Origin of the sequence: Streptococcus sp. 2018037, assembly GCF_019754195.1 — a bacterium.
Taxonomy (GTDB): domain Bacteria; phylum Bacillota; class Bacilli; order Lactobacillales; family Streptococcaceae; genus Streptococcus; species Streptococcus hashimotonensis.
Map to the genome: position 1 here is coordinate 18,868 of NZ_JAIJZQ010000014.1, position 16,259 is coordinate 35,126.

Below are 16,259 nucleotides of genomic sequence, written 5' to 3' on the forward strand. Positions count from 1 at the left end.
ACATCATGTCACATCAACTAGATAACGCAAAAAATCTTTACCTTCGTGGCATTCGGGACGGGGAAATCAAGGAAGTTCATGAAAACTATATGGGAGCTACTTACACCCAGCACAGTCCGGGTGTGCCTGATGAGAAAGAGGGATTTGCGGCTTTCTTTGAGGACTTTTTCAAACGCAATCCCAAGCGGGAAATCACCATTGTGCGTGCCATTGAGGACGGGAATTTTGTCTTTGTCCATGTTCACCAGAAACTCAATGACGGTGAAGCTGAGTGGGTGACGGCGGACATCTTCCGTTCGGATGAAAATGGTCGTATCGTCGAGCATTGGGACAACAAGGAAGTCATGCTAGACAAAAAAGACTTGACGAATTTAGGGAAATTTTAATCCATTAAATGATGAAAGTAGGCATATGCTTTTGTTAATGCTATTAAGTTAACTGGTAGTTGGAAATACTTTGTTTGTAACAGTCATAGAGGTCAGATTTGGAGTGTAAAACACAAACCGTGGAAATGTGCTCAACAAATCCTATTTAATCTTTGAGGCTGCGCGAAAAGACTTAAAATATAGAAAATAGCTTAGAATTACGTCGTCAAAAACGTTGATTTTAAGCTATTTTTGTTTGTTCAAATTTTAATTGAAGCGGGAAACGAGTGTAGCTTCCGTCAAACAGTCTGTGGGGGAGCGTTGAAAGTTTGAAATAAAGCAAACATAGTGTATCTATAAAATGAATCCCTTTTTACACGTAATGCTATGTGCAAATCAAAGGGGAATTTGAAAAATTCTAGAAAAAATTTAAAAATATACATTTAGAAATATATTAAATTTTATATTTGTTAAGTTCAGAATGCTTATTCTATAAGGCTTCTAAAGAATGGCTTTTGGGTGAAATAATAGTATTAGTCTTCAAATAAATAAAAATACAGATAAAACAGGAAAAATATTCACTTTAAAAGCAAGTTTATTTCTTTAAAAAACGCATAAAACCTTGACAAATTTGAAGATAGGGTGATAAAATAAACAAGCTAGTAGTGAATGGCATTTAATAATTATAGTTTTAAGTTATCTTTTTATAAATTTATAAAGCTGTCCTAAAGTGAGGCAAACTGTAGAAATAGTTTGAAGTATCAATGTCAGTTGCTCTGGTTATGTTTTTTAATAAAGAAGGAGATCGTTAACATGGAACGAAAACGACCGAAAAAATTTGATTGGTACAATGCCAAGCAACGTTTTTCAATTCGTAAGTATCATTGTGGAGCCGCAAGTGTATTACTTGGGGTATCACTTGCTTTGTCAGGAGGTATGGAAGTTTCAGCATTGACGATGGACACAGCGCCATCAAATTCTGTTGCTGAGACAATAAGTTTATCTACTGATAAAACGGAGGCATCCACTGATGCAATAACATCAACAGATACGACTGCAACAGATGCTGTGTCCTCTAAGGATGTGGTAGAGCGTGCAACAAAAATTGACTATACAGTTGAATATCAAGATGAAACTGGTACTGCTGTAGCTACAGTAGCCAAATCAATTGATTTGACTACAAAAGACCCTATTGCGATTGCAGTTGTGACTGAGACAGCCGAGCTACCGAAAGGGTATCAACTAGCAGCCAATGAAGTGGCAACGATTAATTCTGGAGTAGTAGAAAGAGGAAGTACAAAAATTGTTTTCAAAGTTGTGAAGCAAGCAGCGGAGACAGCAAGCGTAACAACCTCAACTTTACCAATTGATACTGCAATCTCAACGTCATCGGCTGTACCAGCTGAATTTAAAGCAAGGGCAGCTACAGAGCCAGCAACTATTGAAGACGTAAAACATCTTTTAGCCCAAGTGTCATCTGAAGCGGCAGTTCTTGCCTCACAGGGTGAGAGATTGGTTGCAACAACTGAATCTAATAATTCATTGCTACAAACTGCAGTAAAAAATGCTCGTTTGGTAGCTAAAGACTCTGACCTATTACTGGCAAATTCAGCCGCAACGGTTGAACAGTTGTATAAACAGATTGATTCGGTTCGTACAAACGTAGAAGCACTAGCTGTGGAATTGCGCAAATTTAGTCCAGATGGTGTCATCACGGCTCAATTAGGTGCAACAGCCCTTGCGGACCCTGTGGAAGTTTTAAATCGTCCATCCGATTGGAAATATGGTATCAAGTCAGTTACATCTCAATATATTGGTAAAGACTCAGAAGGCTTAGATATGGTCAAATGGGTGATTACCCATGATTCGAAATCTAAGTGGCATTGGCAGTATATGGTAATTGCTACTAGTGATAAGTTTAATAATACTGCTGGTGGGGGTGATATTAAAATCACTTCTGGTTCACCAGACTTGACGGTATATAACTATCAAGACAAACTCGGTTATATCAACTTTGAGGGGGAATTGAGTAACTATTTTGGGTCCAGAGGCAATGATGCTTTTGCACCGAATGAAAAACCCTCCAAGGGATCGGGTGCTAACCGCGTAATTCTCTATGATGAATCATGGAGAGATGTAGGGGCGGCTGATTATGTTATTGAAGTTATTACCCACGGACCAAATCACACCCTATATGTACGCTCTGCCGCTTCTCGTACCTACCTAGATACGGAGAATGATTTACGTTCTTCAGCCTCACCCACTAACCCTGACTGGGATGATACTCTAACCCGTTTAACTCAAGAGCAACGTTATGGAGATAGAAAAATCATCACTGATGACGGTTTCTTGAAGGGTGCTGGTCCAGTAGAAGAAAATACACCATCAACAGCTACCAATAAGCACGACATCTTTATCTTCAATAAGACACCAATTAAGACAGTTGATAGCTCTAATAAGCCAGATGGTTTGGATAAGGTAAAAATCGCTGACTTAGTAGATCCAGAAGGTATTAAGTCTGTCGAAGTTAACCAACCAAGTTCATTAGGTTATTCAGTAGACAAAGACGGAAACGCATACGGTACTGCTTCTGTAGACAAACTTGGTTATTATTCTCGCGGACTGAAAGTGACAGATAATAAGGACAATGTAACCGATGTCCTTTCCAACAATAAATACATGACCTATGTTTTGGATACTGCCGTTAAAGGTACTGTAATCAAAGAAGACTGGGAAGGTGTCACTGAAAGCGATATTCTAAGCCAAGTAGAAGTCAATACAGGTGGTGTAACTAATGTAGCAGAAGGCAAGGGTTACCGTAAAGTTCTCTTGAAGAATGAGAATGAAGATTTGTCTAAACTTAAAGCCGGTACTTATGTATTTACAGTCAGGGTTGTTACAGATTCTAACGTCTACAAAGAGGAAGAAGTCACTGTCATTGTGAAAGCCACTGTAAGTACAGTTGAAATTACTGACTTTAAAGAAGGTGACAGAAGTGTTGAGCTTGTTCCAAAATCTGACGTTGACCAAATCTTTGTCGGAGTTCAAGGGAAATCTGTTAAATTAGTGAAAAAGCCAGATGGAACTTATGTGGCGGAGGAAAATGAGGCGAATGTCACTGTATCAACTGAGCCAAAAACAGGAAATATCACTCTAACCTTACCAGATGGAAAAACTTTTGCGGCAAGAGATCGTGTTGTTACTCGTGCTGAAAAGCAAGATCCTACCGAGCTAGATGGCTATGTTAGATCTCCAGAAGTAGAGAAATTTGCGACTGCCTTGAGCAATGTTGTAAAAGCAAAGCCAAACTATCCAGTCACAAATGTCGTTCCAGGTACTCCAGCTATCTCAACACCTACATTTACAGATGCAAGCGGTCGACCAGTAGCAGCTCCAAAGAATGCAACTTATGAAATTCCATCAGATTTCAAAGTTCCAGAAGGATATACTGCAAAGATCAACCCAACGACAGGCGTTGTAACAGTTACAGTTGCTAATGGCACGACAGTTGAAAGCATTGAAGTACCAGTTAAGGTGACTTATGAAGATAAGACTGTGGAGAATGCGAAAGCTAAGTTCCAATTAGACACAGATGGTGACGGTATGCCAGATGTGACCGATAAGGATGATGATAATGATGGTATTCCGGATACAGAGGATAAAAATCCTAAGAAAGCAACGAATACAGTTATTACAGCAGATGATGCTACAGTAACCGAAGGTCAACCAGTTAAACCAATCCCAGTGACTGTAACATCTGATAATCCAAAGGCAACAGTTAAAGTAACAGGCTTGCCAGATGGTCTCACATTTGATCCAAATAAAGGAGAAGTCACAGGAACTCCTAAGAAGATTACAAATTGGGGCAAAGATGAAGAGAAACGTGATTTCACTGTAACAGTTGAAGCTAAGGATGATAAAGGTAATCCGATTGTCGACAAAGACAATAAACCAGTAATCAAAACCATTACAATTACTGTTCAACGCGATACAGATGGCGATGGTATGCCAGATGTGACCGATAAGGATGATGATAACGACGGTATTTCAGATGAAGTCGAAAAAGAAAAAGGTACTGATCCAAAAGTACCGAACGCTGGTGTGACTGTAACGCCTAAAGATGTTCTTGAAGGTCAACCAGTTCCAGATGGCACTCAAGTTGTCAAACCAGAATCACCTAAGACAGTAATCACACCATCTGAGCCAGTCAACGGTGTATCAGTAGATGGCAATGGTAATCTTGTAGGTACACCAAAAGTAGACGATTGGGGCAAAGACGAAGAAGAACGTGAAATCACTATCCCAGTCACTGTTACCACAGATGGCGAATCTAAAGTAGTTAATGTACCAGTCACCATCCAACGCGATACAGATGGCGACGGTATGCCAGATGTGACTGATACTGATGATGACAACGATGGCATCTCAGATGAAGTCGAAAAAGAAAAAGGTACCGATCCAAAAGTACCGAATGTGGGCATAGCAGTAACGCCTAAAGATGTTCTTGAAGGCAAACCAGTTCCGGATGGCACTCAAGTTGTCAAACCAGAATCACCTAAGACAGTAATCACCCCATCTGCTCCAGTCAACGGCGTATCAGTAGATGGCAATGGTAACCTTGTAGGCACACCAAAAGTAGACGATTGGGGTAAAGATGAAGAAGAACGTAAAATCACTATCCCAGTTACTGTTACCACAGATGGCGAGTCTAAAGTAATTGACGTTCCAGTTACAATCCAACGTGATACAGATGGCGATGGTATGCCAGACGTAATCGATAAAGATGATGATAATGATGGTATTCTAGATACAGAAGATCCAGCTCCAAAAGATCCAACAAAACCTAATACAGGTGTAACCGTAACGCCTAAAGATGTTCTTGAAGGTCAACCAGTTCCGGATGGCACTCAAGTTGTTAAACCAGAATCACCTAAGACAGTAATCACCCCATCTGCTCCAGTCAATGGTGTATCAGTAGATGGCAATGGTAACCTTGTAGGTACACCAAAAGTAGACGATTGGGGCAAAGACGAAGAAGAACGTGAAATCATTATCCCAGTCACTGTTACAACAGATGGCGAGTCTAAAGTAATCGACGTACCAGTTACGATCCAACGCGACACAGATGGCGACGGTATGCCAGATGTGACTGATACTGACGATGACAACGATGGCATCTCAGATGAAGTCGAAAAAGAAAAAGGTACCGATCCAAAAGTACCGAACGTTGGTGTGACAGTAACGCCTAAAGATGTTCTTGAAGGTCAACCAGTTCCAGATGGTACCCAAGTTGTCAAACCAGAATCACCTAAGACAGTAATCACCCCATCTGCTCCAGTCAACGGTGTATCAGTAGATGGCAATGGTAATCTTGTAGGTACACCAAAAGTAGACGATTGGGGCAAAGACGAAGAAGAACGTGAAATCATTATCCCAGTCACTGTTACAACAGATGGCGAATCTAAAGTAGTTAATGTACCAGTCACCATTCAACGCGATACAGATGGTGATGGTATGCCAGATGTGACTGATACTGACGATGACAACGATGGTATCTCAGATGAAGTCGAAAAAGAAAAAGGTACGGATCCAAAAGTTCCGAATGTGGGCATATCAGTAACGCCTAAAGATGTTCTTGAAGGTCAACCAGTTCCGGATGGCACTCAAGTTGTTAAACCAGAATCACCTAAGACAGTAATCACTCCATCTACTCCAGTCAATGGTGTATCAGTAGATGGCAATGGTAACCTTGTAGGTACACCAAAAGTAGACGATTGGGGCAAAGATGAAGAAGAACGTAAGATTACTATCCCAGTCACTGTTACAACAGATGGCGAATCTAAAGTAGTTAATGTACCAGTCACCATTCAACGCGATACAGATGGTGATGGTATGCCAGATGTGACTGATACTGACGATGACAACGATGGCATCTCAGATGAAGTCGAAAAAGAAAAAGGTACTGATCCAAAAGTTCCGAACGCTGGTGTAACCGTAACGCCTAAAGATGTTCTTGAAGGCCAACCGGTTCCAGATGGTACCCAAGTTGTCAAACCAGAATCACCTAAGACAGTAATCACCCCATCTGCTCCAGTCAACGGCGTATCAGTAGATGGCAATGGTAACCTTGTAGGTACACCAAAAGTGGACGATTGGGGCAAAGACGAAGAAGAACGTAAGATCACTATCCCAGTTACTGTTACAACAGATGGCGAATCTAAAGTAGTTAATGTACCAGTCACCATTCAACGCGATACAGATGGTGATGGTATGCCAGATGTGACTGATACTGACGATGACAACGATGGCATCTCAGATGAAGTCGAAAAAGAAAAAGGTACTGATCCAAAAGTTCCGAACGCTGGTGTAACCGTAACGCCTAAAGATGTTCTTGAAGGCCAACCGGTTCCAGATGGTACCCAAGTTGTCAAACCAGAATCACCTAAGACAGTAATCACCCCATCTGCTCCAGTCAACGGCGTATCAGTAGATGGCAATGGTAACCTTGTAGGTACACCAAAAGTGGACGATTGGGGCAAAGACGAAGAAGAACGTAAGATCACTATCCCAGTTACTGTTACAACAGATGGCGAATCTAAAGTAATTGACGTTCCAGTTACAATCCAACGCGATACAGATGGCGATGGTATGCCAGATGTGACCGATAAGGATGATGATAACGACGGTATTTCAGATGAAGTCGAAAAAGAAAAAGGTACCGATCCAAAAGTACCAAATGCTGGTGTGATAGTAACACCTAAATCAACCGAAACTAAGTCAACGAAATCTACGACAGCTCAACTACCAAATACAGGTGAAACAAGCACTGTTGCAGTTTCAGCTCTTGGTGTAGGCATGTTGATTGCAACACTTGCCCTTGCAGGTAAGCGTCGTAAAAAAGGTGAAGAATAATTAGGTTTAAGAACCCATAATCTCCACTTTTAAATATATAAAACAACCTCCGAGATTTATTCTTGGAGGTGGTTTGTTGTACGAATAATCACCCAAATAACGAGGTATCTATCCAATCACTCCCTTCTCCAGTATACTGTTAGAAAAAACAAACTTGGAGGGTATTTTGATGTCACACCCTCTTCTGCGGAGATTGAAAGAGTTGGCTTGAATGAACAAGAATTTTTGCTTTTATATAAAGGTTTTTGGTAATAAAAAATAACTTAGTTAAATGGTGAAAAAGATGTTGGATAGGTAGCTTGTTGAGGAGAAATAACCTCATTTTTACTGTAAAATAAGACTCAATTCCTTGGGGGTGAGATGCTATTCTTAGAAAATTGTAAATATCATAAAAACACTCTGAAGAAATTATAGACCTATATAATAAATACATGTATTTTTTGTTGGAATGGCACGCTTGATTTGTGATAATGTTAGCTTTTCATAAAGTGCTGTGATATAATCAGTTGTGTATTGATAACTTATCTTGTGCAGTTGCGACTTAGCATAAGAGGAATTAATGAGGAAAAAAAGTGAAAAAAAATAAAATTAAATTATATTCAGCGCTCATATTAACAAGTCTTGTGACAGTAGACATTAGTAGTGGTTGGAACATTAGTGCTGAAATTATAAAACAAGTACTTACCTTGGAAAATGCAATAAAGATTTCAGAAGGGAAAATCACATTAGAAAATCGTCAAGTAGACTCTCTTTTACTTGGTAGTGATATTCTGCCAGATAATGATAATGATGGTGATGGTTTAGCAAATAAAGAAGAAATCTATACCTATGAGAAAGACAAAACTACTTATTTCGGTTATTATAGTCATCCATTTCTTAAAGACAGTGATGGTGATGGTTTTTCAGATGGCACGGAGCGGACGGTTACTGATTCCCATCCTCAATTGACAGATCCCTTGAAATGGGATGTTACGTCTAGAGAGATGGCCATGTTTATGGAATTGGCTTATAGAGACGATGATTATATAAGAAAGGTACTAGATCCACTACAGCCACTTGATACTCTTTATGATGGTAGACAAGAGTATGCTATGATGCATAAGGAACTCTCTCCATACTGGCGAATGGTAAGAACTTTCCATGAAAATAATGGATTTGATGCAGTTTTGTTCGAGACGACTTCTAATTATCCATTTATTAATGCTGGTGAAGTGCAAGTCCTTGCAATTAGGGGGACAAAAGGAACTTCCGATGTGGATGATGATCTTAGTATTTTCTTTGCAACAAATCCCAAACAGGCAAATAGTATTGAAAGATTGATGGATCAGCTTCAGCAGTCCACACAAATCAATAATTTGTATTTGACAGGACATTCTTTAGGTGGTTATCTTGCGCAACGTGGCTTTATTTATGCTAATCAAAAGAACTATGATTGGGCAAAAAAATCCTACACATTTAATGCCCCAAAAATAAAAGGTCTTGTTAGCAATCTCAATGTTATTGCTGCAATAGGAGACCAGCTGACAAATGAAGGAAAATCGATTCATTATGCAACAGATAATGATACTTTAATTACTAATGGTGTTGGGCATTTTTCTGGCACAAAATTTGTTGGTAAATCCGTGGCGGGGCACGGTTCCAGATCTTTCTTAGAACCGTTAATGAATGGGCAATATGACTTTACAACGGGGGACAAGAAAAGCATTAATGAGACAGGTTACATTGATCCCAAATTAGCTAATTTATATTATTTTACATTGCCAGAAGCAAATGTCTATGAACCAATTTTTTCTAATGAAGAAATTTTTGAGGGAGAAGAAGTAGATTTTAATGATAATCTTACCAATTCTAAGGACCTCCCTAATACTATAACTATACAAGATATTACTCCAAAAGGCACTGTTAATACGAATAAAGAGGGAGATTATCTTGCAACTGTACAAGTTTTGTATTCTGACAATAGCTATGATGTACTGCAAATTCCTGTAAAAGTGCATAAGAAAGACTATCCTACCTCTCTAAGTGTAGCCCTTCCTGAAGCTGTCATTACGGAGAAAGAAATCCCTTTTGATACCCTTTATCAAGACGATCCCACACTTCCAGTTGGTCAAGAGTTTGAGCAAGTTGCCAGTGTAACAGGAAAAACCAATGTGATTAGTATTGGAGACCAGACGACAGAGGTCGTTACCACTGCCAAAGTAGATCGCATTGTTAGAGTTGGTACGAAGTTGGCAGCTGCTCAGAGTGCAGACCTTGCCGAAGCTGTTATCACGGAGAAAGAAATCCCTTTTGATACCCTTTATCAAGACGATCCCACACTTCCAGTTGGTCAAGAGTTTGAGCAAGTTGCCGGTGTAACAGGAAAAATCAATGTGATTAGTATTGGAGACCAGACGACAGAGGTCGTTACCACTGCCAAAGTAGATCGCATTGTTAGAGTTGGTACGAAGTTGGCAGCTGCTCAGAGTGCAGACCTTGCTGAAGCTGTCATTACGGAGAAAGAAATCCCTTTTGATACCCTTTATCAAGACGATCCCACACTTCCAGTTGGTCAAGAGTTTGAGCAAGTTGCCGGTGTAACAGGAAAAACTAATGTGATTAGTATTGGAGACCAGACGACAGAGGTCGTTGCCACTGCCAAAGTAGATCGCATTGTTAGAGTTGGTACGAAGTTGGTAGCTGCTCAGAGTGCAGCCCTTGCTGAAGCTGTTATCACGGAGAAAGAAATCCCTTTTGATACTCTTTATCAAGACGACCCTACTCTTCCAGTTGGTCAAGAGTTTGAGCAAGTTGCCGGTGTAACAGGAAAAACCAATGTGATTAGTATTGGAGACCAGACGACAGAGGTCGTTACCACTGCCAAAGTAGATCGCATTGTTAGAGTTGGTACGAAGTTAGCAGCTGCTCAGAGTGCAGACCTTGCCGAAGCTGTTATCACGGAGAAAGAAATCCCTTTTGATACCCTTTATCAAGACGACCCTACTCTTCCAGTTGGTCAAGAGTCTGAGCAAGTTGCCGGTGTAACAGGAAAAACTAATGTGATTAGTATTGGAGCCCAGACGATAGATGATGTTCGAGAGGTTGCTGCTGGTTCATTAGACTTGGTTTCTACATCTGACTTAGGGGAATCTCGGGAGTACACTGCTAAAAATAAGGTAATTAATGGTACAAATACAGATGATGTTCCAAAACCTAAGAGACTTCCTCAAACCGGAGAAAATAAAGGGAGCTTACAGACTTTTTTCGCAGTAGTTGGTATCGCAATGATTAGTGTTTTGGTTTATGTTAAGAATCAAAAAAATCTGATTTTCTCGAAATTAAAACAAAAGATGTAGAACACTGTAAATCCTTTTTGTATCAGCAAGTCGTGCTAATACTAAAGATCTAATGATTCAGTCAACTGAAATGGATTAAAGATTATTTGTTAGGTAGGAAAAGTTCCAGAATTAAATCGTAATTTTGGGACTTTTTTTCAATATACTCCATTATTGGGCGGTACAGATTATCCGTTGTCAACTTGCATTGATGAACCCTGGTTCTATCTTTAATTTTGTTTTTAAGGCTACTTTTGATGTTTATTGAGTAGAATATGAGAGTGTGGCAATCATATATTCCTTTTTGGTACGTCGGGGATGAAGTGAAAGTTCTTTGTGGCATCTGCTATTGGTATTGGTGAACCCAAAATAGACTTCTAAGCCTGACTATTGTGAGGCGGCGGATTAAAACGACTCCCTAACTGTTTCAATCAGTCAAGGCGTGTTCAAACAATCCACTGGAGTTTTTCACTCGTCGAAGTACTAAAATAGAAACTAAATGATGATACAATCAGTATTCTCTCAAAAAATTAACTTGATTAGCGACAAACTATTTCTTACAGAAAAGTACTTTACTTGGGAATGCTTGTGTATTTATACGATTTTGTGAGAATATGGTACAATAGAAACAGTAAAAAATGAAGTTGGAATAAAAATGAAATTACCACGTTTTGGCGTTGAGGAATGGCTGAATGTCCATGAAAATAGCGCGATTTATGATATAGCTGGGGTGTCCATTTCTTCATTGACTTTGGAGGAATTGTTTGCCTTGTCGGGCACCAATTCTGAGGATTTTTATGAGAAATTGCAGGGCACCAAGCTCAACTATGGCTGGATAGAAGGTTCGCCAGCATTTAAAAAATCAGTTAGTCAACTCTATACAGGCGTCAAGCCAGAACAAATTCTCCAGACCAACGGGGCAACAGGGGCCAACTTGTTAGTTCTTTATAGTTTGATTGAACCAGGAGACCATGTCATTTCCCTTTATCCGACCTACCAACAACTCTACGATATTCCAAAGTCCTTGGGAGCAGAAGTGGATTTGTGGCAGATTGAGGAGGAAAATGGCTGGTTGCCAGACTTGGAAAAACTACGTCAGCTCATTCGTCCTAACACTAAGATGATTTGCATCAACAATGCCAATAATCCAACTGGTGCTGTCATGGATAGGGCCTATTTGGAAGAATTGGCGGAAATTGCTGGTGAAGTTGGAGCTTATATTCTATCGGATGAAGTCTATCGTTCCTTTTCTGAGCTGGATGTGCCATCTATTATAGAGGTCTATGATAAAGGAATTGCTGTAAATAGCTTATCCAAGACCTATTCCCTGCCAGGTATTCGTATTGGTTGGGTGGCTGCCAATCTTGAAGTGACAGATATGTTGAGAGATTATCGGGATTACACTATGATTTGTGCAGGTGTCTTTGACGATCTGGTGGCTCAATTAGCTTTGGCCCATTATCAAGAAATTCTAGAACGAAATCAGCGTATTTTAGAAGGAAATCTAGCAATTTTGGACCAATGGATTGAAAATGAACCCCTCGTTTCCTATATCCGTCCAGCAGTTGTTTCGACCAGCTTTGTCAAGATTGCAGTGGATATGCCTATGGAAGATTTTTGCTTGCAGCTTCTGCAGGAATACGGTGTTCTCCTAGTTCCTGGTAATCGATTTGAACGTGACGGCTATGTCCGTCTAGGTTTTGCCTGTGAACAAGAAACTCTAATCAAAGGATTAGAAAAACTATCCCAATTTTTAAGAAGATTTGATAAAGAAAACTAGCTCAGGTGGTTGAGCTAGTTTTCTTTATTTTCAGGTGTAGTTCTTTGGAACAATTTCCGCCAATCTGGTAGAGAGATTTCAGTGCTTGGAATGGAGGTGCTAATATTGTCCCTCCAGATTTGATAACGGGTATCAAAGAGGAGACGAATGAGTTTGTCCACCATTTCGGCTTCTTCTGGAGCTACTTCTTTTCTCAGTCGATCAATTTCTTGTAATTTCTGTAGGGGATTTACCGTGATGTCGCTAAAACGTTCAATTCCTGCTTTGATGAAGATGCCGAAAAACAAATCGAAGAAGTCTCGTAATTCATCGTCTGTTAAACTAGCCGTCCAAGTTTTTAAGGCTTGGTCGGTTTGTAGGCTATCGCTGGTCAGGGCAGGGGCTAGTTTGAAGTCGCTTCCGTCAACCTCCCAAGAAAAACTGATATGTTGTAGAATGCCGAGGGTATTACTCTGAACGATTTGAGCATTTTCTGGTGTTTCTAACATCATACCGACAATTGAATTCTGGGGAATGACAGGGAAAATCCGTTGGTGAATAGCTTGGTAACTAGGTGCTTCCAAGTGTTTTTTGTGTAATCCAGGTGAATCAAAGGGATAGATAGCTAGGATTCTATCCTGTTGGTCTGTAGCTTGCTGGCATGCTGCATAGAGGGCTAAATTTCCGCCTTTCGAATGACCTGCCAGATAAAAATGGCCCATCTGCTGCATCATAAGTTTTTCTAAGTAGCCACTCGCTGCACGTTGGGCAGGAATTTCATCCATATAGGTCATGTGGAAATCTTCCTTCCAACCGATAATGGTGTCGTCTGTTCCTCTGAAGCAAGTCACAATTGTTTTTCGGTCAATGCGATAGCTGATTGCTGAAAACTGCTTTTCCTGTTCCAACTGATAATCGTCAACGAAGCCAAATGCCTTGATAGATTTGAAGCGTTTGGATTTGGCTAGAAGTCCAAGTAAGGCTAGGCGGTTTTTGGTCACCATAGAAAAGGGAGGGAAATTATTTTTGTAGGTCTCTTCAAAGGCCGCTGCCAACCGATCAAGTCGTACACCATTTTCTGTAAAAGAGTAGGGGACCAGATTATCAAAAGGGAGGTAGGAAAGTTCGGTCAGAGCCAGAATATCTAGCTTATTGATAGGTTTATCATAAAAATTATCGTATTGAGTTTCTTCAATATAGGTTAATAAATTCGGCATAGCAGTCCTTTCCTTTTTTATCTAGTATAACGAAATATGTGGGGAATGACAAATCTGCACCACTGATGACCTGGTTTTTTAGTCAACTTCTTGTGTAAATGTATAAAAATACTCAAATTTGTTCCAATGTAAGCTATAATAAATGGTAGGGATATGAAAGGAGATAGTTATGCAGAAAATTCTTCTTATCGAGGACGATAAAACGATTAGCCAACTAGTTGCTAAAAATTTGATAAACTGGGGTTACCAGGTGCAAGAGGTCAAGGATTTTCAGATGGTTTTGGAACAGATGGAAGAGTTTCAGCCCCATTTGATTTTACTGGATATTGGCCTGCCTTTTTTCAATGGCTATTACTGGTGTCAGGAAATTCGCAAGACATCCCGTGTGCCCATTATGTTTCTGTCTTCCCATGATCAGCCCATGGATATTGTCATGGCGATCAATATGGGGGCGGATGACTATGTGACCAAGCCCTTTGAAATGACAGTTCTCCTGGCCAAAATACAGGGGCTTCTCAGAAGAACCTATGACTTTGTTGGTGAACAAAGTTTACTCTGGTTTGAGGAGATTTCTCTAGACCTAAAGACCATGCAGGTGTCCTATGGACAGGTTGTGGAAGAGCTGACGCGAAATGAATTTCAGATTTTACGGGTGCTTTTTGAACATGGCAAGGAAGTGGTCAGCCGTGAGGAGCTGATGAGAGAACTCTGGAACAGTGATATTTTTGTGGATGACAATACTTTGTCGGTTAACATTGCTCGCCTGCGTAAGAAATTGGCAGAACTGGGTCTGCCAGATGTGATTGCGACCAAGAAAGGAGTAGGCTACGGCCTGGTGTGGACACATGAATAAGGATGATTTTGGCTCATTAGTACCAGGATTTTTGACATCATGGCTTGGTCATCGCTTGATTTTTCTGATAGCCTACGCCATTTTTGCTGTGGCTATTCTGGCTTATAGTAGCCTCTTTGACATCAAAAGAAACTTGGTTTTCTACGCCCTCACCCTGCTCACTATCTGCTGGATTCTCGCCCTCCTCTGGGATTTTGTCAGGGAATTTTCCCGCTTTGGAAAAATCTGGCGTGGTCAGAAAGTGGCTACTGGGACAGCCAGTGAGCGTTTGTTGCAGGAAAAAGTGGAATGGCTAGAAGTTCAGAACAAGAAAATCCTAGAAAAACAGAGACAGGAACAGACAGAATTAGACGACTACTACACCCTCTGGGCCCACCAGATGAAAACGCCTATTGCAGCCAGTCAGCTCTTGGTCAAGGAAGTAGATAGTAGTCCAGTCCGTCACCAACTGGAATCAGAACTCTTCAAGATTGAGCAATACACAGGTCTGGTCTTGAACTATCTCCGTCTACAATCCTTCCATGATGATTTGGTTATCGAATCAGTCAATTTGGATGAACTGGTCAGAAATCTAGTAAGAAAGTATTCCCTCTTTTTCATTCAGGTCAATACCAGCCTGGATCTGGGTCAGCTGGATAGGAGCGTAAAGACAGACAAACGCTGGCTGGGCCTCTTAATAGAGCAAATTTTATCTAATGCCCTCAAGTATTGTCAGGAGGGGACCATTTCGATTGTTTTGGATGGGGATGATTTGGTCATTCGCGATACGGGAATTGGGATTGCAGAGAGTGACTTGGAACGGGTCTTTGAGCGTGGTTTCTCAGGTTTCAATGGCCGCAGAACCCAGCAATCTTCGGGTCTGGGGCTCTATCTCTCACGGAAAATTGCTGCGGAGCTGGGCTATTCCCTAAAGCTAAAATCAAAAGTGGGGCGGGGAACAGAGGTGCGAATCGGTATCAAAGAAGTGGAGTTGATTTTTGATTAATCTTACAAAACTGTCACGTAAATGAAAGTTAAGGCTATGGTAGTTTATCTTGGGACCGTGTAGAATGAAGGTAGAAAAAGAAAAGGAGTCAAGTTATGTCAGTTTTAGATGTTCAACACGTTCAAAAGATATACAGTTCTCTCTTTAAGGCGGGACAGGTTGAGGCTTTGAAGGATATTCATTTTACAGTGGAAAAGGGTGAATATGTCGCTATTATGGGTGAGTCTGGTTCTGGAAAATCCACCTTGCTCAATATTTTGGCAACCCTTGATAAGCCAACGCAGGGCAAGGTCTTGCTTAACGGATTGGATACCCAGTCTATCAAGAGCAAGGAAGCGGCAGCCTTTCGTCGGGAAAAATTGGGCTTTGTCTTCCAAGATTTCAATCTCTTGGATACCCTCTCTGTCAAGGACAATGTGCTCTTGCCTCTGGTTTTGTCTCGCTATCCGATTGATGAGATGAACAAGCGACTCATTCATACGCTCAATAGCCTGGGAATTGCGACCTTGCAAGACAAGATGCCCTACGAGATTTCGGGTGGTCAGCAGCAGCGGGTTGCGGTGGCGCGTGCGATTATCACACGACCTGAAATTCTTTTGGCAGATGAGCCGACTGGAGCCCTCGACTCCAAATCAACGGCAACTCTTCTCGATATTTTTGAAAAAATCAACCAAGAAGGGCAAACCATTTTGATGGTAACCCACTCGACAGTAGCAGCTAGTCGTGCCAAACGGGTTCTCTTCATCAAGGATGGCATCCTCTACAATCAAATCTACCGAGGTGAGAGAACCAGTCAGGAAATGTATCAGTTGATTTCAGATACCTTGACACTTATGGCGAATCGAGGTGAGTAG

At 40.8% G+C, this 16,259-nt stretch carries 7 protein-coding genes and 1 pseudogene; 7 read left to right on the top strand and 1 reads right to left on the bottom strand.

What is annotated here, in order from left to right; translation table 11 throughout:
* Positions 1 to 5: 5 nt before the first annotated feature.
* From K5Q29_RS06480 to K5Q29_RS06495, 4 genes and pseudogenes are all read left to right on the top strand, one after another.
* Positions 6 to 332: pseudogene (locus tag K5Q29_RS06480) on the top strand (nuclear transport factor 2 family protein); the annotation flags it as partial.
* A gap of 846 nt (positions 333 to 1,178) precedes the next feature.
* Positions 1,179 to 7,277, top strand: a complete 6,099-nt coding sequence (locus tag K5Q29_RS06485; RefSeq protein ID WP_221877067.1) for a YPDG domain-containing protein — start codon at positions 1,179 to 1,181, stop codon at positions 7,275 to 7,277.
* Positions 7,278 to 7,849: 572 nt separating this feature from the next.
* A complete protein-coding gene (locus K5Q29_RS10875) occupies positions 7,850 to 10,612 on the top strand; it encodes a G5 domain-containing protein (RefSeq protein WP_105139383.1) in 2,763 nt (920 codons plus the stop codon).
* A gap of 634 nt (positions 10,613 to 11,246) precedes the next feature.
* The gene (locus tag K5Q29_RS06495) at positions 11,247 to 12,371 is read left to right on the top strand and encodes an aminotransferase (RefSeq protein WP_105148148.1); all 1,125 of its coding nucleotides are present in this window, start codon (positions 11,247 to 11,249) and stop codon (positions 12,369 to 12,371) included.
* A gap of 14 nt (positions 12,372 to 12,385) precedes the next feature.
* On the opposite strand, the gene K5Q29_RS06500 is transcribed toward K5Q29_RS06495, so the two are convergent.
* Positions 12,386 to 13,567: a DUF2974 domain-containing protein gene (locus K5Q29_RS06500; protein WP_221877068.1), complete on the bottom strand. Its 1,182-nt coding sequence runs from the start codon at positions 13,565 to 13,567 to the stop codon at positions 12,386 to 12,388.
* Between the two features lie 169 nt (positions 13,568 to 13,736).
* Here K5Q29_RS06500 and K5Q29_RS06505 point away from each other — a divergent pair, with 169 nt between their 5' ends.
* The 3 genes from K5Q29_RS06505 to K5Q29_RS06515 all read left to right on the top strand — a co-directional run bounded on the left by K5Q29_RS06505 (position 13,737) and on the right by K5Q29_RS06515 (position 16,259).
* A complete protein-coding gene (locus tag K5Q29_RS06505; protein ID WP_002936735.1) occupies positions 13,737 to 14,420 on the top strand; it encodes a response regulator transcription factor in 684 nt (227 codons plus the stop codon).
* Complete coding sequence (locus tag K5Q29_RS06510) at positions 14,413 to 15,405, top strand: HAMP domain-containing sensor histidine kinase (protein WP_053867381.1); 993 nt, start codon at positions 14,413 to 14,415, stop codon at positions 15,403 to 15,405. Before K5Q29_RS06505 ends, K5Q29_RS06510 begins: the two co-directional genes overlap by 8 nt.
* 95 nt (positions 15,406 to 15,500) lie before the next feature.
* Entirely contained in the window at positions 15,501 to 16,259 is a 759-nt protein-coding gene (locus K5Q29_RS06515; RefSeq protein WP_105105153.1) for an ABC transporter ATP-binding protein, read from the top strand.

Excerpts from the sequence above, each read along its gene's own strand:
- K5Q29_RS06485 (WP_221877067.1), top strand. The coding sequence starts at position 1,179 with ATGGAACGAAAACGACCGAAAAAATTTGATTGGTACAATGCCAAGCAA.
- K5Q29_RS06495 (WP_105148148.1), top strand. The coding sequence starts at position 11,247 with ATGAAATTACCACGTTTTGGCGTTGAGGAATGGCTGAATGTCCATGAA.
- K5Q29_RS06500 (WP_221877068.1), bottom strand. The coding sequence starts at position 13,567 with ATGCCGAATTTATTAACCTATATTGAAGAAACTCAATACGATAATTTT.
- K5Q29_RS06510 (WP_053867381.1), top strand. The coding sequence starts at position 14,413 with ATGAATAAGGATGATTTTGGCTCATTAGTACCAGGATTTTTGACATCA.
- K5Q29_RS06505 (WP_002936735.1), top strand. The coding sequence starts at position 13,737 with ATGCAGAAAATTCTTCTTATCGAGGACGATAAAACGATTAGCCAACTA.
- K5Q29_RS06515 (WP_105105153.1), top strand. The coding sequence starts at position 15,501 with ATGTCAGTTTTAGATGTTCAACACGTTCAAAAGATATACAGTTCTCTC.